This window comes from Methanococcoides sp. AM1, assembly GCF_900774055.1.
Classification (GTDB): Archaea; Halobacteriota; Methanosarcinia; order Methanosarcinales; family Methanosarcinaceae; genus Methanococcoides.
On the sequence record NZ_CAAGSW010000004.1, the window covers coordinates 321,046 to 342,086 of the forward strand.

Genomic DNA, 21,041 nt, shown 5'->3' on the forward strand with positions numbered 1-21,041 from the left:
GTCTTGCATGGTTAATGAGTTGAAAATAAACAGGACATTCAGAGAAATTGCCATTATTGTGGTTATGACCATTATCGTGACAATAATAGCAAAAATATCTGGCGGAATCCAGATGTTTTGTGAATGGTTTCAAGCACATGAAGTGGTACATGCACCCATTTTTGGATTTTTAGTTTTGATGTCCGGTCTTGCAATATATGGCCTCCGTAGCTACAATGAAACTGATCAAGAAATCGGCAGCTACAGGGATGTTAAACATTCTCTGCAAGAATCTGAGGAAAAATTCAGAACCATATTTGACAAGGCTAATGATGGGATATATCTGATAGATCTTCATGGTCGTTTCATTGATGTAAATGCTATAGCATGTAAACAAACGGGTTACAGTCGGGATGAAATGCTGCAAATGACATATAAGGACATGGGCTTTCCTGAAATTGATTACAAAAAACAAGTGAAAGAATTATACAAGAAAGGATACACCAGTTTCGAGTCAGCTTCTATTCTCAAGAATGGTTCCAATGCTTATGGTCAGATACGTTCTCAAATTATTCAATATGGTGGAAAGACAGCAATCCTAAGCATTGCCCGTGACATCACCGAACGCAAGAAGGCTGAGACCGATTTGCAGGAGTCTGAAAGGAAATTCAGAACTATATTTGAAAATGCCAATGATGGAATCAGTATAGCAGGCATAGAGGGTCACTTTTGGGACGTTAATCAGAAATTTTGTGAACTTCTGGGGTACAGCCGGGATGAACTGCTGCAGATGAAGATGTGGGACCTGGAACCTCACGAACAGATAGAAGAATCACTGGAACGAATGAAGGAATTACGCAAGCAAGGATATGCTATCTTTGAGACAGTTGGCGTTTGTAAGGGTGGTTCCACCATACCAATTGAGTTGAGTATCCGGATAATTAAATATGAAGAAAAGCCGGCTTTACTATGTGTTGTTCGTGACATCACCGAACGCAAGAAGACAGAGAAAGCGATAATCAATGCCAAAATTACTGCCGAAAATGCTAATCGGGTCAAGACTGAATTTATCACAAATATGAGCCATGAGCTAAGAACACCTTTAAACTCAATTATTGGTTTTTCGGATATACTTTTGAATGAGAACTCTGGTCCCTTGAATGAAAAACAGAAGAGATACATATCCAATGCTCATAAAAGTGGAAAGCATCTTTTGAATCTCATCAACGACATCCTATCCATCTCAAACATCGAAAGCGGTAAGATGGATCTTCATATTAATGAATTCTTTGTATCCGATGCTATTGATGAAGTAGAAGCATTGATGATGCCTATTGCATCAGAGAAGGAAATTGACCTGACATGTAACATCGACATTGAAGTGCCTACCATTAAAGCAGACATGATAAAATTCAAGCAGATTCTTTACAACCTCGTGAGCAATGCCATTAAGTTCACAGATCAAGGTGGATCAGTGACAATCGGAGGAAAAATATCAGAGGACTTTGTGCATATTTCTGTAAAGGACACTGGCATCGGTATTTCACCAGAGGATCGGGATAAACTGTTCAAGCCTTTCTTTCAGGTGGATTCTTCAACTGCCAGAGAATATGGAGGCACCGGTCTTGGCCTTGCACTTGTCAAGAAATTTGTTGAAATGCATGGTGGTGAGGTTTGGGTTGAAAGCAATGTGGGAGAAGGCAGTACGTTTACTTTTAGTATACCAATCAATCAGGGAATATCCGAAGTTTAACTTGACTATTTAATACGGACTCTACAAGAGAAGTAGATTGAATTTGTGACATGAAGTAGGATGTCACGTCGGGTTATAAAAAGGAAAGTTAAAAAAAGATAGTAGCCAACGGAATAATGACAAAAACGTTGACGAGCATTCCTGAAGCTGCCACACCGGTGTTAAAAGAGCTCAAGCAACTGTGATGCTTTTATTACACCATTTACAACCGTGTATGTAACGCTGTTCACAATGCCCACTGGTTCGATAACAATTTCACCGTTGTCTCTTGCATCAATAGACGCTTTTAGTGGATGATCCGAATCAATAATGGTTCTTACAGTATCTTCACTTGCCACTACAATCATGGTTGCATCAAATTCTGTATTTTCATCGACTTCCTCCGTTTGCTAAAGTAAAACATTGTAACAATGTAATATTTTATTACTACTATAGATAAAGTTTATCATACTATTTTAAAAATTTAAATTCTAACCCCACCACTCACACCGAATCCCCCACTAAAACGAGGAATCGGGGTACCAGGCTTCTCCGGAGGAAGTAACTCAGTTAGTGCCCACACCAGTGCGTCGACTCTGTCAGGCGACTTTCCATCTCCCGGAATCCATTCGCACATCTGGTCCTCAAGTACCGGGAATGTACCCACATGACTTTTTCAAGTCGTTTATTTATTTCAATCTGGGTATCTTCGATTAACTGGAATGATCTTATAAAAAACAATGAGGCATATTAACTTGAGAAGAATTGCAAATTTTGTGCTCAAATTGCCGATAAAAATATTTTGTTATTATAAATGAAAAAGTTAGTTATGTATGTTAATTATGGATAATATGTTAATATTATGGATATTGTATAGATAAGTATCATATATATGTCAATAAACCAATAAAGGGAAAAGACATCGAAAACTAGGATAATTTATCAACTTCCGGATATCTCCTCTTTGATAAAGTAATACTCTCTGAATTTATCATTCCCAAAATTTGATATATTTCATTTCCAAATGTAATTTATTGCTTCCGGTCGCTGAGAACAGCAAAATAACTACTTTGTTATTGAGATTCGGTATGATTTATTAGTGTTAAGCTAAAAAGAATATGTCGGGATCAATTCATACAACTATAGAATAGAGGAGTAAATTGTGGCGGATACGTATGTAATGATTGATATTAAGAGGATAATATCATGAAGAACGAACTTGGTATGGAAGTTCCCCCATCTGTATGCGAAAAAGCAAAAGAAAAGGGATGTCACCAGGGAGTTAAATACGTTTATATGGATGGAGACTACGGGGGTAAGCTTCCAGCATCAACTATAGGTGGTAAAAAAGCTACACGCTTTTGGAACATCAATAGTGCAAATGCCAATAAAGTCAATTTGGGATCTGGGTGGGTTGCATTTACATCGCCTTCTGATGGTGGTGTGAACATTTTGGGAGATGAAAATGGAAAGCAAAACATTGATCCTGATCTTTATTTTTATTCTTCTTCTTCTTCTTCTTCTGATAAAAATGAACCGAATATTCTGGAATCCCTGAGCTCGAAAGCTACAGATTTCGAGAGGAAACTTCACGAAGCAACAAAGATGTGGAAAGAAAAAGAAGAGGAAAAAAGAAATCATCTTGAAGAAGAGAAATTGCTGAAAAAATGGGATGAGGCAGAAAGAAAGCAACTTGAAGAAGAGAAGTTCCGGAAAGAGAAGGAAGAGGCGGCAAGAAAGCAACTTGAAGAAGAGAAGTTCCGGAAAGAGAAGGAAAAGGTAGCAAGAAAGCAGCGTGAAGAAGAGGAATTACGGAAAGAGCAGGAAGGGGCAAAGAAAAAACGGCAGAAACCTGTGAAAGCCCGGAAATCGAGGAAAGGTGCCCTGATCAAGTGGGTAGGTATCATAATAGCAGCCTGGTTGTTTGTAAGTTTAGTTGCTATTCCTTTTACTGATAATTCGGAGGGTATATCACCTCAGGATCTGGGGATCTTAAATACGGCTCAAACTGTTATCGCAACTGAAAATGTTAATGATAATGCTGTCAAAAACGAAGAGGTCATAAGAGCACAGGAGCTGCCCAAGAACTATACCAACTCTATTGGAATGAAGTTTGTGCTTATCCCTAAGGGTGAGTTCATGATGGGGTCCCCTAATGATGAGGAAGGCAGGTATTATGATAGGGAAGGGCCTATCCACGAAGTGACCATCGAAAAAGATTATTATCTCGGCAAATACGTGGTTACCCAGGAGCAATGGGCTATGGTTATGGGTAGTAATCCCTCTTACTCCACAGGAGATCATCGGCCGGTTGAAAGTATATCATGGGATGAGGTACAGGAATTCATTAAAAAATTGAACTCAATGGAAGGTACAGATAAATATCGACTGCCATCTGAAGCAGAGTGGGAATATGCCTGTAGGGCAGGTACAACAACCAGATATTACTTCGGGGACAATGAATCCAACTTGCATGAGTATGCGTGGCACACTGGAGACATTTATTCAGTAGGGCACCTGAAACCCAATAGCTGGGGTTTGTATGATATGCATGGCAATGTCTATGAATTTGTTCAGGATGAATGGCATCCTGATTATGAAGGTGCTCCAGAGGTTGGAAGTGCCTGGGAGGAGGGTATTTCTGATTTTAGAACCCTGAGGAGTGGTAGCTTGAACGCAGATCCCAGCACTTGCCGTTCTGCGAGCCGTACATCTATTGAGCCCGATTTACGTCTTAACACCGTAGGATTCCGTCTTGTTATGGACGTGTGATATTTACTGTGGTAAGAAAGGAAACATATGATCGATGATATGGAAAATGAAAGTGATACTTTAAGAGGAATTGATAATTAAAAGGAAGAGGATCTTAAAGTCTGAAGATGTTGTTGATCGAATGGGAACGGAAGTTGGTATACTTATGAACGTTTTCTATCATGAACATCATATATCTATTAAACATATCGAATTTTAATAAAATATGCACTTAGAAATAAAAACAACTTTTTTAAAATTGTTAGCAAATTAATTGAGATCGTTCGGTTTTTTGAAGATACCTATATCCCCGATTTGTTGTGCAAGATGTATGAATTGAACCTCCGGGATCAAAGACTATGTTGACACTGGCAACGTGATCGAGGATCATGTTCTTGTCGTAATTTGTTATCTGGCAGGTCATCGATAGCATTTTCTTTAAAGTAATTCCTGCAAAACCATCTGAAAAACTCCCTACATCACTTCCAAACAATAATAAATACTTGAACTTAACATATCATATATTTAGATTATCTGTGGGAGATAGGGATATGCCAGCAATTGTAGAAAAAAACAATTCGAACGGGGTTAGTATTAAATTAAAAGTAGCAGAGGCATCACAGGAAGATGTGGGTAAAGGCATTGTGCGTATCGATCCGGCACAGAGGGAAAAGATCGATGTCGGAGAGTATGAGGTTGTACAGATCGAGGGCGGACGTCAAACATCAGCACTTGCGATAAATACTGATCCTGCAGACGTCGGGCTTGATGTCATCCGAATGGATGGTCTTGTGCGTGCCAATGCAAAGATCAGCATTGGAGATTATGTCGAGGTCAGGAAGGCAGAGTGGAAGGAAGCACTTAGTGTCACTCTTGCACCTGTGAGCAAAGGTATGCACATTTCAGCCTCAAGTGAGATCCTGACATCCGTTTTCAGGAACAGGACCGTATCAAAAGGGGATTTTATCTCCACTACACATTTCAAGAGATCAAAGGAAAGCCCTGCCAGGAGCATGATGCTCGAGGATATGTTCAGCGATCTCTTTGATTACTCGTTCGGCCTGGGCGAGATCAAAATGCAGGTAGTCTCAACATCCCCAAAGGGCATTGTCAAGATCACTGATGTCACAGAACTTCAGCTGCTACCCGAAGCTATAGAGCTCCCGCCAGAGCAATCGATCCCTACTGTAATGTATGAGGACCTTGGAGGCATCAAGCCAGCAATAGCTAAAGTAAGGGAAATGATCGAGTTACCGTTAAAGCACCCGGAGCTATTTGACCGGTTGGGCATCGAACCACCGAGGGGCGTATTGCTTCACGGCCCGCCCGGGACCGGCAAGACCATGCTGGCAAGAGCAGTTGCCAATGAATCCGATGCTTATTTCGTTTCCATTAACGGTCCCGAGATAATGTCCAAATACTATGGCGAGTCCGAACATCAGATACGCGAGATATTCGATGATGCCGAAAAGAATGCACCTGCAATCATATTCCTTGACGAGATCGATTCCATCGCACCAAAAAGGGCAGAAGTTACCGGAGAGGTCGAAAGAAGAGTAGTCTCACAGCTTCTTTCATTGATGGACGGCCTCAAGGAACGTAAGAATGTCATCGTCATTGGTGCAACCAACCGTCCGGAAGCCCTGGATATGGCCCTGCGCCGTCCCGGAAGGTTCGATCGTGAGATAGTGCTACATGTGCCTGATCAGGATGGGCGGCTGGAAATATTCCAGATACACACCCGCGCAATGCCACTTGCAGATGATGTGGACCTTAAGGCACTGGCTGAGACCACTTATGGTTTTGTGGGAGCGGACATTGCAGCACTTTGTCGTGAAGCGGCAATGAGCTCGCTCAGAAAGGTCCTTCCCCAGATCAACCTTGAAGAAGAACACATCCCTGCAGACATCCTTGAAAAGCTGACTGTCACCTCCGAAAATTTCAAGGTGGCACAGAAAGATGTGGAGCCCTCCGCCATGCGTGAGATCATGATAGAGACACCAAATGTTGGATGGAACGATGTAGGAGGACTGGAAGATGTTAAGGAACTGCTCAAGGAAGCTGTTGAATGGCCTCTTAAAAATCCGGAATCGTTCCAGCGTATCGGCGTGGAAGCTCCAAAGGGAGTATTGCTGTATGGCCCTCCAGGAACCGGTAAGACCATGCTGGCAAAAGCCATCGCCCATGAATCTAATGCTAATTTTATAACCTCAAAGGGAAGTGACCTTCTTTCAAAATGGTATGGGGAATCTGAAAAGCACATCTCGGAGATGTTCTCCCGTGCACGTCAGGTAGCACCATCCATCATTTTCCTTGATGAGCTTGATGCACTTGCACCCATACGCGGAGGAGCAATGGGAGAACCTCAGGTTACCGAACGTATCGTGAACCAGTTACTCTCAGAGCTTGATGGACTTGAAGAGCTCCATGGCGTTGTGATAGTAGGTGCTACGAACAGACCTGACATCATTGATCCGGCACTTCTTCGCCCGGGAAGATTTGATGAGCTTATACTTGTTCCCGTGCCTGATCTGCCCACCCGGCGCAAGATCTTTTCAGTCCATACCAAAAAGATGTCACTTGCAAGTGATGTAAATATAGATGAACTCGTGACTTCAACAGACAAGTACACCGGAGCTGATGTTGCTGCGGTCTGTAAAAAAGCAGGACGCTTTGCCCTTCGTGAAGACCTAATGGCAAAAGAGGTCTCACAGAAGCATTTCCTGAAGGCCATCGCTGAAACAGGAACATCGGTCACTTCTGACACCATGAAATATTACGAGGATCTTAAGGGCGACCTTAAGACAAAGAGATCCAGAGAGATAGAGAGCCCAGTCTATGGCTGATATATAAGGAACATCAGTTCAGGTTATAAGTTCTAAGAACAATGAACTATTATACCTATTGGGAATTTCCATGGGCTCACTGCCAGTCCGAATATCGATAGAGTACTGGCAAGTTCATTTTGATAAAGAAAAACGGTTACTCGAATATTAGCATAAGGGAAGATCAGGAAGTGCAATTATGGTAGAAAACAAACTCGAAAGGATCCATGCGGATAGTGCAATGACCTGCTCATTGTGCATGCAGGAGATGGAAAACCTATATGATCACCTTGCTATGTCAACAGAAGAGATCGATCTGCTCGACATGCCAAAACGTTCTTTTACAGTACATTTCCCTGTACGCATGGATTCCGGAAGAATGAAGATGTTCGTGGGTCACAGGGTTCAATACAATGATGCCAGAGGGCCCACCAAGGGAGGAATACGATATCATCCAGACCTTACCGTTGAATATCTTAGGGACCTCGCATTCCTGATGTCCATAAAATGTGCTCTTGTTGACATACCATTCGGGGGAGCAAAAGGCGGCATCGTCACCAATACCAAAGAGCTCAGCCGAGGTGAACTTGAAAGGGTTACCAGGGCCTACATTCGAGAGATCGCTGACTACATCGGACCATTGAAGGATATCCCTGCACCTGATGTATATACCGATGAGCAGATCATGGTATGGATCCTTGACGAGTTCGAAAGGATCAAAAGGGAACACACGCCTTCAATTGTTACCGGGAAACCGATAGAATTAGGAGGAAGCCAGGTCAGGAAATATTCCACATCCCTTGGAGGCGTCTACATCCTTGAAGCAGCCATGGAAAAAGCCAAACTGGACAAGTCGAACCTTTGTGTTGCCATTCAGGGATTCGGAAAAGTAGGCTTGAACGCTGCACGCATACTCTATGAAAAAGGATTTACAATATGTGCAGTAAGCGATTCAAGTGGCGGAATATACAAAGAGGAAGGTCTTGACATCATGGAGGTCATAGACCACAAGTACAGGACCGGAAGCGTGATCGATTTCCCGGAGAGCAGGAATATAACCAATGAAGAATTGCTGGAATCCGATTGTGAAATACTCATCCCTGCAGCTCTTTCAAAACAGATCAAACGCGAGAACGTGAATGACATAAAAGCAAAAATAATCCTTGAACTTGCTAATGCCCCCATTACAATGGATGCAAGCCGAATATTACTTGAAAAATCCGTAATAATCGTACCGGACATACTTGCTAATGCCGGTGGTGTTGTGGTCAGTTACTTTGAATGGATACAAAACCTCAGTCAGGATTACTGGGAAGAAGACAAAGTTCTGGAAAGACTTCAGCAGAAGATGATAACGGCGTTCGATAAAGTATATGAGATATGCATGGAACAAGATTGCAGTATGAGGCGAGCAGCATTACAATTCTCAGTTCGCAGGATACTCTACGCTGAAAGACTCCGTGGGAATCTTTAATGACGTTTATTTCCCACATTCATTTTTGATATTACATTCTCTTTTTTCTTTCTTCATACACTGCAATTAAATACAAATAAAGACCATTTAGAGTGGCAGATCGTTAACATTACATTAGAGATGATCGAACACTTGAAGCAGCTGGTTCCGGTTAATAAATAATAACTTAGAATTAATGACCGAATTCATGGATGATCAATTATGGGAATAATCGACAAAAACCAAAGTATTATAAGTGAGATAGCAGGATTTGCATTCTTCATTGCCAGTATAAGCAATTTTCTTGGTATTAACATACCAGTCCTATCCAACAGTGGTCTTACACTCACTCAAAATATAATATTGTTAGTTCTTGGAGTATATTTGATGACCTACAAGGTACTTTCAAGAGGACTGGCTTCTCGAGCCAAAAATAAATAAATAAATAAATAAATTGATCCATTTTTGCCATGGACAGGCAATGATATTCAGAAAGATAAATCAATGAGGGATCATTTTTTTTTTACCGAACATATCCAGTATTAAAGTACCACAGGTTCGATATGACTTGCTTTTTAGAAAAAACTATATTTCATTTCATTCCAGCAGGGATATATTTTCAAATTATTTCAAAAAAATAAAAATAGCAGAAATCTTATTTTCTGCCTACAAAGTAATATACAGCGGCACCAAGGATACCGAATACAAGTGCTACAAGTATCCACACCACTTTCATTAAACCGCTTAACCCTTTATTCTGTGTCACTACATCATAGATAACCCAGATAACTGAAACCAATACTATAAGGCCCCATATTGCTTCGAGCATTTTTATTAACCTCCGATGTTATATTCACATGATTAATATTTAAAATTATCTTAAAATTGATGAGAAAACCATAACAAGCTAGCAACCTACTTCCTTTTATACCCATACATCATAAATAAATGAATATATGGCATCTTCGGACCATCCAATCAAGCGCCAGCTTTACGTCCTCTCCATATCAAAGCTATTCAAGGACCTTGCTACCGGAATGCTGGTATTCATACTTCCCTTATACGTTGCGAACATGGACTCCCTGATACTGCAGGATATGCCCGTTGTTCTCAAAGCGGGACTCGCAACAACTGTCTTCGGGCTGGCAAACTCCATATCCCAACCATATATGGGAAGACTAAGTGAACGACTTGACAGGAGGAAGCTTTTCCTGACCATCGGTTACATAGTCTTCGCAATTATCTGTTACACCTATGCGATCTCAGGTTACTTTGAATCAATACTTTTCTTCAGGATGATCCAGGGAATTGCAATAGGTGCGACCATTCCCGCCATCGTTACAATGGTCACACATCTCTCTGCGTCAACGGCCAGGGGGCAGGCAATAGGCATCTACTCCACTCTCAGAGGTGCAGCATTTGGAATCGGTTCAGTGGTCGGTGGTGCTGTTGTAACCTACTATGGATTCGTTGCAGGATTCTACATCAGTGCAGCCCTTGTCCTGTTAAGTACCATCCTTATAGTCCTCTTTGTGAAGGAAACAAAAGCACCTGAGATCAAAAAACCGGATGAAAGATCAACTGACGGCCCTTTCATCATCAAGATACTCGCCATTGCCATGTTCATGATGCTTGTAGGCATAATGCTCATACTATCCCTCCTGCCTGCCTACCAGACAAGACTTGAAGCAAGCGAGTTCCTGCTCGGGATAGCACTATCTGCTTATGTGTTCTCAAGGATCGTATTCCAGGTACCAATAGGTATCCTCTCGGACAGGTTCGGAAGAAAGCTTCCCATAATTGCAGGTATCTTCTTCAACGCGATAATCGTCTATGGCCTCGGACACGTTGATACCATAAACGCCCTTATCCTGCTGAGATTACTACAGGGTATAGCCATGGCAGCAGTTGAGACACCCCTGCTTGCTCTTGCAGTGGAACTATCGGGCGAGAAAAAGATCAGTAGCAGGATAAGTACTATAACCGGTGCACAGGCAGCAGGAGTAGCAATGGGTCCTCTGATAGGAGGAGTTTTTGGAGGTTATGTTAGTTTTGAAACACCATTCCACATCAGCAGCCTACTGATCGTCCTATCAGGAATTTTGGTATGGGCTGCATTAAGGAAGAGCAGTTCCAATACTGGTAATAATGGGATCAAATGAAAAACAGAAAGATCAGGAAAGATCTCCATCCGCTTTCAAATGAGATTCAAAGGTCCTAACGACCAGTGGATTGACAGGAAAGCCTTCCAATCCAATATCTTCCAGCACTTTTTCCCATGAAACAGATGAGAAGTTCTGAACCGCCTCATGAACCTTTTTGACATATTCAATTCCCTCATCGATTGCATTATAGGCATCCTCACCCTCAATTGGATCATCCCACGAGGACAAAAGTACATTCACATCAGACACATCCCGAAGTTTCCTGAGTGATGAGAGAACTTGTGCAACATTATCATAGATGGGAATATCCCCCACCAGAGGAATAGAATCCCCGGAGAACAGTACGTTGTCAGAAGATAACAGTAATGAGATCGAGCCTTTCGAGTGACCTGGAGTGTGAATAAATCTCAGGGACATATCTTTCCCAAGGTTGATCACATCCCCATCCTCAAGGACACGATCCACTTTCACCGGACCGTCTGTAAGGGTATCAAAATTTGGTATTGGACGCTCCCTGAACTGGATATCAGGATGCTCCATCCACTCTACAGCATCCCTGTGAGCAGCAACTTTGCATCCTGTTAATTCCTTTATCGCAGGAGTAGAGCCGATGTGATCCGCATGGGAATGCGTCTGCACTATCAGTGAGATCTCCTGCGGATCCCTGCCTGTCTTTTTCATGTAGTCGAAGATGAGTTTTTCAGAGGATGCAACACCACAGTCCACAAGGCAAACATTCTTTCCATAGATGAGATAAGCATACACAAAGCGCTTGACCACAATACCTGAGTCGGTGGTGAGACTGAAAGGTATCTTAATGGCATGGACATGTTCTGTCACCTGCATATTCAACCCCCTGTTCATTTCTTTGCGATAACAGTTATCCAGTTGTTTTCCGGAACCTCATCGATCTCAACAGAAGAAAAACCTGCACTTTCAAGCATATTCCGGTAATCCTGGGGTGAGAATATGTTCATCCCGCCAACTTCAGTGAAAGGCGTGTTCCGACCCTCAAAGTTGCTATGCTCGTACATCTCATTGACTATCAGAAGCATGCCACCATCTTTGAGCACACGTCTGACCTCTTTGAGATCCTCTACGATATCCGGCCAGAAATAGCACGTCTCAAAAGCCGTGACAATATCGAACATGTTATCAGGTAGCGGCAACTCTGAGACAGAAGAATGTATTATGGTGACATGTTCACTGTCAACCGCAGTCCTGTTCAACTCGGTAGCAAGACCTACCATCTCATTGGAATGGTCTACACCATAAACTTTACCAGCCTCTACAAGATCCGCAAGGATACTCACAGCACGACCACCACCGCAGCCAACATCGAGTATCCATGACTCCGGATCAGTGGAAATATGACCAATGCCCCATTTCCACAATTCATAATGGTGCTCGTTCATCTCAATACCAACTTTTTTTCCATCTTCACCTGAAGGATTTGCATGGATCCTCACAACTTCCTCGATATCCAATCACATCAGCTCCCTATAACCAATTATCATAAGCAATAATTCAAAGTCATTTCCAGCCATCACACAAAGGTATCCTGCCCCTGTAGATAATTTCCCTTCCCTCATAGCCGAATACCAGAGGACATACCTTAACGCCGGCATCCATAGCATTCCTGAAAGCAGATGCAAGGTCAGGGTCAATTACTTCGTTCGGTGCGAAGCATTGTACATCCTTTCTGAAGATCAGTATGAGGAGAAGTGCTTCATCACCACCCCTAACCGCCTTTATCAATTCTTCAACATGCCTTTTTCCCCTTGACGTTGGGGCGTCGGGAAATGTTGCTTTCCGACCATTAGTAAGAGTGCATCCTTTTACTTCCACCCAGATCTTCGTGTTACCTTTCCTCAGGAGGAAATCCAGCCGGCTATCCCCGAACTTCTGCTCAGCTGCAACTGAATCCAGCCCTTCAAGGAAAGGGCAGATCTCATTCCTTATAGACCATTCAGCGATCTTGCGATGGAATGCTGAATTTATCAGGATCCAGCCATCTTCAGCTTTAGCAGCAATGACATCCCAGCCTGTCTTTCGATTAGTATTCGCGGCTTTTTTCAGGAGCAGGTCATTTCCTGTATAAAGCAGGTCTTCAAGTCTTCCGGGATCATGAATGTGGACCTTTTCTTCTCGTATATCAACAGGAGACCCGGAAATTGATGTTATATCCACTATCCCCAGGAATCGGTTAGGTCTTGACAATAATTTTGCTTCAGCATCCCATGGGATCTCCAGAACCACTTTTTTTTCAGGCATTATTTGGCTTCCCGGATAATAAAAATGAAAAGGGGAGATCAATTACTATCTGCTACAACTCCACCTACAACACCACCGATAATTCCGAATATAGCAGTGTAGATGACAATTACTAAAGTGATGAAAAGACTGGATCCTGCCAGAATAGCACCCATCACAGGAATATCCTTAAGCAGAAGTGCCAGAGCACCTGAAAGTAAGAATCCGGGAATAGCTGCCAGTAAAGACATCAAAATACCTACTTTAAGGCCACCGAAAGCACCTTCGGAAGCAACATACCCTCCGAGAAAACCTCCGAAGAACGGAGAAAGTGCATTTACCAGCGGTACTATATACAGAATGAGCGTGCAACCCAGCCCAATAATTGCTCCTTTTATAATATTCATAAGAACGTGTCCTGTTACTATATCATGCAATATAGGACTAAACATATTATTTAGTTATCTATTGAAAATAAAAAGAACATATGTTATAAAATCAAGAGCTGGCACCCATACCGCATCTGAATATATTAACAATGTTTACGCCGTTAACATTTAAATAGTAGTATGTCAATTAGCAATTACTGAAAGACACTAGCAAAACCTATTTGAGAATGTCTTTGAGGAAAAACGAATACTACCACCAATTTGAACCTGATGCTGGAATTTCTCAGTATCAGGCTTCATGCCTATTCCTGTATATACAGTATTTTGTTCAGATCAACCCTTCCTTATATCGATTCTGGCTTATAGCTACCCCAGCCTAGCTCATTTTTATGCGTATTTTCGACCTGGCCATCAACTTTTGCGAGTAGCAGGAATCCAAAAAGTATAACCTCAAATACAACAATTAATGCTTCATGGATAAACAGAAAGACAAAAAGTACCACCTTCACATTTATCACGCTCGCCAGTGCGATCCGAAAAAATGCACCGGGAAAAAGATGGCACGGTTTGACCTTGCCCGCCTTTTCGACAAGGTACAGAAAATCCCACGAGGGTCCATTCTTCTCGACCCGATGGCAGAACAAGCCCTTTCTCCGGCAGACCGGAACGAGCAGAACATAACTGTCCTTGATTGTTCCTGGGAGACAGTTGAGGAAGTATTCCCACAACTATTGAGATTGCAGCTCAAACACCGTGCACTTCCGTATCTTGTAGCTGCCAATCCTGTAAACTTCGGCAGGCCTTTCAAACTCAACTCCGTAGAAGCATTTGCAGCAGCCCTATATATACTTGGTAATAAGGAACAGGCAGAGGAGATCCTTTCAAAGTTCAACTGGGGACATAGTTTCCTTGAGGTCAATAAAGAGCCGCTTGAAGATTACTCCAAAGCAAAGGACAGTAAGGATATCATCAGGATCCAGGGCGAATACATCTGATCAATGAAGGAAAGAGTAATGCATTGGGGCTATTTTTGACAAGGTAACAATACTTTAATAGTATAATAAAGATAGTTTATTTGGGATCTATTTATGGTGCTGCATCACATTTATGATCTACACAAATTTATGGGGGAAATTAAAATATGACAGAGATAGAAATCGATACCAGAGGCGAAACATGCCCTGTTCCTCTTGTAGAATGCCGCAAAGCTTTGAAGAAGGCATCAGAAGGAGATGAAGTCACTATTCTTGGAACACATCCTGCATCAAAAAAGGAAATACCAATGGCCTGCAAAGCACTGGGGCTTGAGATCATTGATGTTGAACAAAAAGATGAGGAATGGAAGATAAAGATACGAAGGTAACGTTTGGGGGTTACTATGACCGATACTGCAGAGACTACTGATAAAGCTGTCATCATTGTCCATAGTGGGGATATGGACAAACTATACAGCGCCCTTATAATTGGCAATGGAGCACTTGCAATGGGAATGGATGTTTCCATGTACTTTACTTTCTGGGGACTCCAGAGACTCAAGAAAGGCGGGCTTGAAAAGGGACCTTTGTCCAAGATGCACATGCTGGGACTTGGAAAGTGGATGATAAACAAACGCATGAAAGCAGCAAATGTTGCTTCTCTTGAAAAGCTCATGAACGACTACAAGGAACTGGGTGGAAGGATACTCGCTTGTGAGATGACCATGGAGATCATGGGAGTAAAAGCCGAAGAGCTTCGTACTGAATGGATCGATGAGTACGGTGCAGTGGGAACCTATGTCAATGAGGCAAGAGATGCGAAAATAACACTGTTCATTTAAATAAAAGTTAACAACGGGAGTATGAGTGAAATGGCAGGATATAAGTGTAATGTGTGCAATGTTTTTGAATACGATGATACAGAAGGCAACGCTGAAATGGGCATTGCGCCGGGTACAAAACCGGAAGATTTCCCGGATGACTGGAAATGCCCTATATGTGGTGCCGACAAAAGCCACCAGATGCCTGTCTGATACTTTTTTACCTGATAAAAGGAGGCTTTTTCGGGATGACCGAATACCGATGTAACGTGTGTGGTGCCTTTGAATATGATGATACAAGGGGAGATTCGAACACCGACATAAAACCCGGAACAAAGCCGGAAGATTTTCCGGATGACTGGCGGTGCCCCATATGTGGTGCTGACAAGAACCACCAGATGCCTGTCGAAAAAAAAGAGATCGAGGAGGTCACCTCCGAAGAAATAGTCACCTGTCCGAAATGCGGTACAAAGAGCAAGATAACTATATCTGAATTTGGGAAAGTAGATATCAGCGGCTATCTGGGAGAGTGGAGAAGGACTTCTGACATCACTGAACCCTACATGGAAGACATCCATAAGATATCAGTAACCGGTGAATCGATCCTTGAGCCGATGAGGACACAACAGGCTGTACTGTCATGGAACGATATCCTTATTAGAGGAGCACAGCTTGCAAAGATACCTCTTAACGAGGATGAAGCTGTTAACACTAAAACTATCATAGGACCAAAAGCAAAACACCCGCTTGTCATTGAAACTCCTGTGTTCATTACCCATATGTCATATGGCGCATTATCCAGTGAAATAAAGCAGGCCCTTGCAATGGGAAGTGCTGCTGTAAAAACTGCAATGTGTTCCGGAGAAGGTGGGATCCTTAAAGAGAGCATGGAGAAAGCTCACAAGTATATTTTTGAATATGTACCTAACAAATACAGCGCCACCGAAGAGAACCTGAAGAAAGTGGATGCTATCGAGATCAAGATCGGACAATCCGCAAAGCCTGGCATGGGCGGACACCTGCCTGCCGAGAAGGTAACACATGAATTAGCGGAGATCAGAGGATTCCCTGAAGGCACTGACATCGTAAGCCCGGCACATTTTGATGATATCAGAAGCAAGGAAGAACTGAAAGCAAAGGTCGATTGGCTGAGAGAGACCTCCGGAGGCAAGCCCATAGGCATCAAGATGGCAGCAGGAAATATAGAAGCTGACCTTGAAGTTGCTGTCTACGCAGGACCTGATTTCATTACCATTGACGGAAGACCCGGAGCAACTGCTGCTGCACTAAAATTTGTCAAGAACTCAACATCGATACCTACGATATTCGCACTTTACCGTGCAAGGAAGTTCCTTGATGAAAAAGGCATAAAGGATATTTCACTGATAATTACAGGCGGTCTGCGTGTATCTTCCGATCTTGCAAAAGCACTGGCACTAGGTGCAGATGCCATTGCCATAGGCACAGCAGCGCTCATGGCATGTGCCTGCCAGCAATACAGGCAATGCGATACCGGCAAATGTCCGGTCGGGGTCACAACACAGAACCCTGAACTTCGTTCCAGACTTAAGATCGACATTTCCGCGAAGAAACTTGAGAACTTCCTGAGAGTGTCCACCAAAGAGCTTGAGAATTTCGCAAGGCTCACAGGAAATGATGATGTTCATAAGTTGAGCATCACTGACCTTTGCACCACAAATTCCGAAATTTCAGATCATACGGACATCGAACATGTATGAGATCTGATGCATATAATCAAAAATAAGGTTATAAAGCAGACCTATAAAGTAAAGCCATAAAATAAACCCGGGGGGGTTATATCCGTTTAGAGAAAGACACACTTGGGGAAGTGGAAGTACCTGAGGAAGCCTATTATGGCCCTCAGACAACAAGGGCAGTTAATAATTTCAAGGTCAGCCATCAGAGGCTACCTCTTTCTTTTGTGAAAGCACAGGCTGCAATTAAGATGGCATCCGCACGTGCAAATATGGAATCCGGAAAGCTTGACATCACAAAGGGAGAAGCCATAATCAGGGCTGCAAGCGAGGTTAGAGAAGGAAAGTTCGATGACCAGTTCGTGGTGGATGCATTCCAGTCAGGTGCGGGAACATCACAGAACATGAACGCAAACGAGGTCATTGCCAACAGGGCACTTGAGATCATTGGGTTCGAAAAGGGACATTATGACATAATTCACCCGAATGACCATGTGAACATGTCCCAATCCTCAAATGATACGACACATACTGCTATCCACATTGCGGCTGTGGAGACCATTAATTCAGAGCTCATGCCTGCACTTGTGGAAATGCTGACAGTATTTGCTGAAAGATCGGCTGAGTTCATGGAAATCGTCAAGCCGGGAAGAACGCATCTTCAGGATGCTGTGCCGGTCACACTCGGACAGGAATTCTCAGGATATGCACATATGCTTGAACTCGGGATCAAGCGGCTTGAAGTAGCCATTGATGGTCTTTAGGAACTGAACATGGGAGGTACTGCTGTCGGTACCGGACTGAACACACCGGAAAAATTCGGACAGCTGGCAATTAAAGAGATGGAACATATCACAGGCCAGGATTTCAGGCTTGCTCAAAACGCATTTGAGGCCACGCAGTCTGCAGAAGCCATTCTTGGAGCATCAGGTGCATTGCGAAGTATTGCTGTAAGCCTTATCAAGATCGCAAACGACCTGCGCCTTCTTTCAAGCGGTCCGCGAACAGGTATCGGAGAGATAAATCTTCCGGCAGTACAGCCAGGATCATCCATCATGCCCGGGAAAGTGAACCCCGTAATGGCTGAGATGCTTAATATGGCATGTTTCCAGATCATCGGGAATGACACAACAATAACGATGGCTGCACAGGGAGGTCAGCTTGAACTCAACGTATTCACCCCTGTACTTGCCTATGATCTTCTGAGCTCGATAGAGATCCTGACAGGTGCATCGATCTCCTTTACGGAAAAGTGCCTTCGAGGAATAACTGTGAACAGGGAACGATGTGAGGAACTATCGAAACAAAGCCTTGCTCTTGTCACTATACTTGCAACAACCATAGGTTATGAGAAAGCAGCAGAGATCGCACACACTGCACACAGGGAGAACAAGAGCATAATCGAGGTCGTGAAGGAGATGAACATAATGGATGAGAAAGACGTAGAACAACTTCTTGATCCTATCAACATGACAGGAGTGGAAAAATGATATCACATGAAGTGATAGTGATAGGGGGCGGTCTTTCAGGTCTCAGGTGTGCGATTGAGCTTCATGAAAAGGGAGTGGACGTAGCTATTATCTCAAAGGTTCCCCCGATACGCAGCCACTCCGGAGCCGCACAGGGAGGTATCAATGCATCCCTTGGCTCAGATGACAGTTGGGAATCGCATGCATTTGATACGGTAAAGGGAAGCGATTACCTTGCCGACCAGGACACTGTTGAGATATTATGCAAGGAAGCTCCTGACGGGGTTCTTGAAATGGAACACTGGGGCACCAATTTTTCAAGGAAGAATGATGGGACCATAGCACAACGTCCATTTGGAGGGGCAGGATTCCCAAGGACCTGCTACGCCGGAGACAGGACCGGACATAACCTTCTCCATACACTTCATGAAAGGGTCTTACGTGCTGGCATCAAGGTCTACAGGGAATGGCTTGTAACAAGACTTGTCATCGAGGATAACAGGTGTCTGGGTTTTGTAGCTATGAACCTGCTAAACTCCGAACTTAAGGTTTTCAAGGCAAAGGCCACAGTACTTGCCACCGGAGGTTACGGGAGGATCTACGCAAAATCCACCAATGCCATCATCAACAAAGGTTTCGGGATAAGCCTGGCCTATCGTGCAGGGGTGCCACTGCAGGATATGGAATTCGTACAGTTCCACCCCACAACATTATGGGGCACTAATATACTGATCACCGAAGGTGCAAGGGGTGAAGGTGGATACCTCTACAACAAGGACCATGAAAGGTTCATGAAAAACTACGCAGCCTCATCAATGGAACTGGCCCCCAGGGATATCGTTGCAAGGTCCATCCAGCAGGAGATCGACGAGGGAAGAGGATTCCCCGGAGGATATATCCATCTGGATATAACTCACCTTGGAAAGGACCTTATCGAAGAAAGACTGGGCGGCATAAGGCAGATATGCATCGATTTTGCAGGTATTGATCCTGTGGAGGAGCCTATCCCGGTGCAACCCGGACAACATTACTCAATGGGCGGAATAAGCTCGAACAAGGATGGAGCCACTCCTGCAAATGGCCTCTATGCAGTTGGGGAATGTGCCTGCATAAGCGTTCATGGTGCAAACCGGCTGGGAGGAAATTCCCTTCTTGACACGGTGGTCTTTGGAAGAAGAGCAGGAGTACATGCAGCAGATTATGTTAAATCGTTGGAAGAAACAAGCGATGCTCCTCTGGAAAAAGCACTTGACAGTGAAAGAACTACTATTTCCGAGATGAGAGGGAATGATGGTGAAACTTATTCCGGTATCAGTGAGGAACTCAAAAAGACCATGCAGGAGAATGTGGGAGTTTTCAGGGAACAAGGCAAACTTGAAAAGGCAGTCGAAGATATCAAAAATCTGGAAGAGCGGGCAAAGTCACTGAAGGTCAGAACAGAGGCCAGGGAGTTCAATCTGGAACTGCTTAATGCCATCGAACTTAAGGGGATGCTGGACCTTGCTCATGCGATCGCATTAGGGGCATTGGTACGTGAGGAAAGCAGGGGAGCACATTACAGGACCGATTACCTTGAAAGGGATGATAAAACCTGGTTAAAACACACACTTGCATACCATACACCGGAAGGACCCCGACTGGAATACAAAGATGTTAACATAACTATATTCCAGCCACAGAGGAGGACATACTGATGATAAAGCTAAAGATAAGGAGACAGGATGGCGAAAAGGTATGGTATGATCTCTTTGAGGTTGAGGATAAGCCGGGAATGAATTTACTGGAAGCATTGTTCTTTGTCCAGGAAAAGCTTGATGGAAGCCTTACCTTCCGCTATTCGTGCAGGGGTGCTGTCTGTGGAAGTTGTGGAATGCTTATTAACAGGGTACCAAGGCTCGCCTGCAAGGTACAGGTATCTGACCTGAGGAAGGAACCTACGAATGAAGGGAACCCGGAGGTCCTGATAGCTAACAAGAAGACAGAAACAGACAATGATGAGATACTGATAGAACCACTACCGAACCTGGAGGTCATCCGTGACCTTGTGGTAGATATGGATCCATTCTATTCCCTCCTGGAAAGTATAAGACCCTGGCTTGAGACGAAGGAAGATGTTCCTGAAAAGGAAAACATTATGGATCAGGAAACGCAGGTCAGGCTTGAACAATATACCAACTGCATCCTATGTGCGATATGCCACGGATCATGTCCTGTTGCAGAAAGAGACAGGAAATACTACGGTCCGGCAGCTCTTGCAAAAGCATGGCGTTTTGACCTTGATCCCAGGGAAAATGAAGACAATCGTAAAGAAAGGCTTGGGATCGTGGACTCCGAATCCGGTGTTTGGGGATGCGACACTGTGTACAAATGTGTTGCAGTCTGTCCTAAAAAGGTAGCACCTACGTTGGGGATCATTGAACTTCGCAATAGGATAAATACAAATAAGAAAAAAGAAGAGTAAAATAAGTATTACCGTTCTTTAAAGATCATTATGAAATGTGGATTGGAAGGGACA

Annotated in this window: 21 protein-coding genes and 1 pseudogene; 15 read left to right on the forward strand and 7 right to left on the reverse strand. The window is 43.4% G+C overall.

Annotation, left to right across the window (positions count from 1 at the left end):
* The first annotated feature begins 7 nt into the window (after window positions 1-7).
* Window positions 8-1,732, forward strand: coding sequence for a PAS domain S-box protein (locus E7X57_RS08700; RefSeq protein ID WP_135612570.1), 1,725 nt, complete (start codon window positions 8-10; stop codon window positions 1,730-1,732).
* A gap of 161 nt (window positions 1,733-1,893) precedes the next feature.
* On the opposite strand, the gene E7X57_RS08705 is transcribed toward E7X57_RS08700, so the two are convergent.
* Together E7X57_RS08705 and E7X57_RS08710 are read right to left on the reverse strand one after the other, a co-directional pair.
* Window positions 1,894-2,079: a hypothetical protein gene (locus E7X57_RS08705; protein ID WP_135612571.1), complete on the reverse strand. Its 186-nt coding sequence runs from the start codon at window positions 2,077-2,079 to the stop codon at window positions 1,894-1,896.
* Between the two features lie 116 nt (window positions 2,080-2,195).
* Window positions 2,196-2,378 carry a hypothetical protein gene (locus E7X57_RS08710; RefSeq protein WP_135612572.1) on the reverse strand — a complete coding sequence of 61 codons (183 nt, stop codon included), beginning with the start codon at window positions 2,376-2,378 and terminating at the stop codon, window positions 2,196-2,198.
* Between the two features lie 539 nt (window positions 2,379-2,917).
* Here E7X57_RS08710 and E7X57_RS12775 point away from each other — a divergent pair.
* From E7X57_RS12775 to E7X57_RS08730, 4 genes are all read left to right on the forward strand, one after another.
* Window positions 2,918-4,483, forward strand: coding sequence for a formylglycine-generating enzyme family protein (locus tag E7X57_RS12775; protein ID WP_244603657.1), 1,566 nt, complete (start codon window positions 2,918-2,920; stop codon window positions 4,481-4,483).
* Window positions 4,484-5,013: 530 nt separating this feature from the next.
* Entirely contained in the window at window positions 5,014-7,308 is a 2,295-nt protein-coding gene (locus E7X57_RS08720; protein ID WP_135612573.1) for a CDC48 family AAA ATPase, read from the forward strand.
* Between the two features lie 178 nt (window positions 7,309-7,486).
* Entirely contained in the window at window positions 7,487-8,761 is a 1,275-nt protein-coding gene (locus E7X57_RS08725; protein ID WP_135612574.1) for a Glu/Leu/Phe/Val dehydrogenase, read from the forward strand.
* 201 nt (window positions 8,762-8,962) lie between these two features.
* The gene (locus tag E7X57_RS08730) at window positions 8,963-9,181 is read left to right on the forward strand and encodes a hypothetical protein (protein WP_135612575.1); all 219 of its coding nucleotides are present in this window, start codon (window positions 8,963-8,965) and stop codon (window positions 9,179-9,181) included.
* Between the two features lie 214 nt (window positions 9,182-9,395).
* Here E7X57_RS08730 and E7X57_RS08735 read toward each other — a convergent pair whose 3' ends face one another.
* Entirely contained in the window at window positions 9,396-9,569 is a 174-nt protein-coding gene (locus E7X57_RS08735) for a PLDc N-terminal domain-containing protein (protein ID WP_135612576.1), read from the reverse strand.
* A gap of 127 nt (window positions 9,570-9,696) precedes the next feature.
* Here E7X57_RS08735 and E7X57_RS08740 point away from each other — a divergent pair, with 127 nt between their 5' ends.
* Window positions 9,697-10,902, forward strand: a complete 1,206-nt coding sequence (locus tag E7X57_RS08740; RefSeq protein WP_135612577.1) for an MFS transporter — start codon at window positions 9,697-9,699, stop codon at window positions 10,900-10,902.
* Window positions 10,903-10,914: 12 nt separating this feature from the next.
* On the opposite strand, the gene E7X57_RS08745 is transcribed toward E7X57_RS08740, so the two are convergent.
* The 4 genes from E7X57_RS08745 to E7X57_RS08760 are packed head-to-tail and all read right to left on the reverse strand — an operon-like array spanning window position 10,915 to window position 13,565.
* Window positions 10,915-11,751, reverse strand: coding sequence for an MBL fold metallo-hydrolase (locus E7X57_RS08745; RefSeq protein WP_135612578.1), 837 nt, complete (start codon window positions 11,749-11,751; stop codon window positions 10,915-10,917).
* 14 nt (window positions 11,752-11,765) lie between these two features.
* On the reverse strand, window positions 11,766-12,392 hold the full coding sequence (locus E7X57_RS08750) for a class I SAM-dependent methyltransferase (protein ID WP_135612579.1): 627 nt from the start codon (window positions 12,390-12,392) through the stop codon (window positions 11,766-11,768).
* A gap of 46 nt (window positions 12,393-12,438) precedes the next feature.
* The gene (gene sfsA, locus E7X57_RS08755; RefSeq protein WP_135612580.1) at window positions 12,439-13,179 is read right to left on the reverse strand and encodes a DNA/RNA nuclease SfsA; all 741 of its coding nucleotides are present in this window, start codon (window positions 13,177-13,179) and stop codon (window positions 12,439-12,441) included.
* A gap of 38 nt (window positions 13,180-13,217) precedes the next feature.
* A complete protein-coding gene (locus E7X57_RS08760; RefSeq protein WP_135612581.1) occupies window positions 13,218-13,565 on the reverse strand; it encodes a DUF5518 domain-containing protein in 348 nt (115 codons plus the stop codon).
* 455 nt (window positions 13,566-14,020) lie between these two features.
* On the opposite strand from E7X57_RS08760, the gene E7X57_RS08765 reads away from it, so the two are divergent.
* From E7X57_RS08765 to E7X57_RS08800, 9 genes and pseudogenes are all read left to right on the forward strand, one after another.
* Window positions 14,021-14,542, forward strand: coding sequence for a DUF367 family protein (locus tag E7X57_RS08765; protein ID WP_135612582.1), 522 nt, complete (start codon window positions 14,021-14,023; stop codon window positions 14,540-14,542).
* 146 nt (window positions 14,543-14,688) lie between these two features.
* Window positions 14,689-14,910 (forward strand): sulfurtransferase TusA family protein, encoded by a 222-nt coding sequence (locus tag E7X57_RS08770; protein WP_135612583.1) that lies wholly within the window; start codon window positions 14,689-14,691, stop codon window positions 14,908-14,910.
* Between the two features lie 15 nt (window positions 14,911-14,925).
* Window positions 14,926-15,363 (forward strand): DsrE/DsrF/DrsH-like family protein, encoded by a 438-nt coding sequence (locus tag E7X57_RS08775; protein WP_135612584.1) that lies wholly within the window; start codon window positions 14,926-14,928, stop codon window positions 15,361-15,363.
* A gap of 21 nt (window positions 15,364-15,384) precedes the next feature.
* Window positions 15,385-15,555 (forward strand): rubredoxin, encoded by a 171-nt coding sequence (locus E7X57_RS08780; RefSeq protein WP_167880954.1) that lies wholly within the window; start codon window positions 15,385-15,387, stop codon window positions 15,553-15,555.
* Window positions 15,556-15,590: 35 nt separating this feature from the next.
* A complete protein-coding gene (locus E7X57_RS08785) occupies window positions 15,591-17,081 on the forward strand; it encodes a glutamate synthase-related protein (RefSeq protein ID WP_135612586.1) in 1,491 nt (496 codons plus the stop codon).
* Between the two features lie 110 nt (window positions 17,082-17,191).
* Window positions 17,192-18,166: pseudogene (locus tag E7X57_RS08790) on the forward strand (lyase family protein); the annotation flags it as partial.
* A 30-nt stretch (window positions 18,167-18,196) separates the two neighbouring features.
* Window positions 18,197-18,547 carry a hypothetical protein gene (locus E7X57_RS12780; protein ID WP_244603662.1) on the forward strand — a complete coding sequence of 117 codons (351 nt, stop codon included), beginning with the start codon at window positions 18,197-18,199 and terminating at the stop codon, window positions 18,545-18,547.
* Window positions 18,544-20,220: an FAD-dependent oxidoreductase gene (locus E7X57_RS08795; RefSeq protein WP_135612587.1), complete on the forward strand. Its 1,677-nt coding sequence runs from the start codon at window positions 18,544-18,546 to the stop codon at window positions 20,218-20,220. The genes E7X57_RS12780 and E7X57_RS08795 overlap by 4 nt, the downstream gene beginning before the upstream one ends.
* The gene (locus tag E7X57_RS08800) at window positions 20,220-20,987 is read left to right on the forward strand and encodes a succinate dehydrogenase/fumarate reductase iron-sulfur subunit (RefSeq protein ID WP_135612588.1); all 768 of its coding nucleotides are present in this window, start codon (window positions 20,220-20,222) and stop codon (window positions 20,985-20,987) included. The genes E7X57_RS08795 and E7X57_RS08800 overlap by 1 nt, the downstream gene beginning before the upstream one ends.
* The last annotated feature ends 54 nt before the right edge of the window (window positions 20,988-21,041 follow it).

Excerpts from the sequence above, each read along its gene's own strand:
- E7X57_RS08700 (WP_135612570.1), top strand. The coding sequence starts at position 8 with ATGGTTAATGAGTTGAAAATAAACAGGACATTCAGAGAAATTGCCATT.
- E7X57_RS08705 (WP_135612571.1), bottom strand. The coding sequence starts at position 2,079 with ATGATTGTAGTGGCAAGTGAAGATACTGTAAGAACCATTATTGATTCG.
- E7X57_RS12775 (WP_244603657.1), top strand. The coding sequence starts at position 2,918 with ATGAAGAACGAACTTGGTATGGAAGTTCCCCCATCTGTATGCGAAAAA.
- E7X57_RS08720 (WP_135612573.1), top strand. The coding sequence starts at position 5,014 with ATGCCAGCAATTGTAGAAAAAAACAATTCGAACGGGGTTAGTATTAAA.
- E7X57_RS08725 (WP_135612574.1), top strand. The coding sequence starts at position 7,487 with ATGGTAGAAAACAAACTCGAAAGGATCCATGCGGATAGTGCAATGACC.
- E7X57_RS08730 (WP_135612575.1), top strand. The coding sequence starts at position 8,963 with ATGGGAATAATCGACAAAAACCAAAGTATTATAAGTGAGATAGCAGGA.
- E7X57_RS08735 (WP_135612576.1), bottom strand. The coding sequence starts at position 9,569 with ATGCTCGAAGCAATATGGGGCCTTATAGTATTGGTTTCAGTTATCTGG.
- E7X57_RS08740 (WP_135612577.1), top strand. The coding sequence starts at position 9,697 with ATGGCATCTTCGGACCATCCAATCAAGCGCCAGCTTTACGTCCTCTCC.
- E7X57_RS08745 (WP_135612578.1), bottom strand. The coding sequence starts at position 11,751 with ATGCAGGTGACAGAACATGTCCATGCCATTAAGATACCTTTCAGTCTC.
- sfsA (WP_135612580.1), bottom strand. The coding sequence starts at position 13,179 with ATGCCTGAAAAAAAAGTGGTTCTGGAGATCCCATGGGATGCTGAAGCA.
- E7X57_RS08760 (WP_135612581.1), bottom strand. The coding sequence starts at position 13,565 with ATGAATATTATAAAAGGAGCAATTATTGGGCTGGGTTGCACGCTCATT.
- E7X57_RS08765 (WP_135612582.1), top strand. The coding sequence starts at position 14,021 with ATGGATAAACAGAAAGACAAAAAGTACCACCTTCACATTTATCACGCT.
- E7X57_RS08770 (WP_135612583.1), top strand. The coding sequence starts at position 14,689 with ATGACAGAGATAGAAATCGATACCAGAGGCGAAACATGCCCTGTTCCT.
- E7X57_RS08775 (WP_135612584.1), top strand. The coding sequence starts at position 14,926 with ATGACCGATACTGCAGAGACTACTGATAAAGCTGTCATCATTGTCCAT.
- E7X57_RS08780 (WP_167880954.1), top strand. The coding sequence starts at position 15,385 with ATGAGTGAAATGGCAGGATATAAGTGTAATGTGTGCAATGTTTTTGAA.
- E7X57_RS08785 (WP_135612586.1), top strand. The coding sequence starts at position 15,591 with ATGACCGAATACCGATGTAACGTGTGTGGTGCCTTTGAATATGATGAT.
- E7X57_RS12780 (WP_244603662.1), top strand. The coding sequence starts at position 18,197 with ATGGCTGCACAGGGAGGTCAGCTTGAACTCAACGTATTCACCCCTGTA.
- E7X57_RS08795 (WP_135612587.1), top strand. The coding sequence starts at position 18,544 with ATGATATCACATGAAGTGATAGTGATAGGGGGCGGTCTTTCAGGTCTC.
- E7X57_RS08800 (WP_135612588.1), top strand. The coding sequence starts at position 20,220 with ATGATAAAGCTAAAGATAAGGAGACAGGATGGCGAAAAGGTATGGTAT.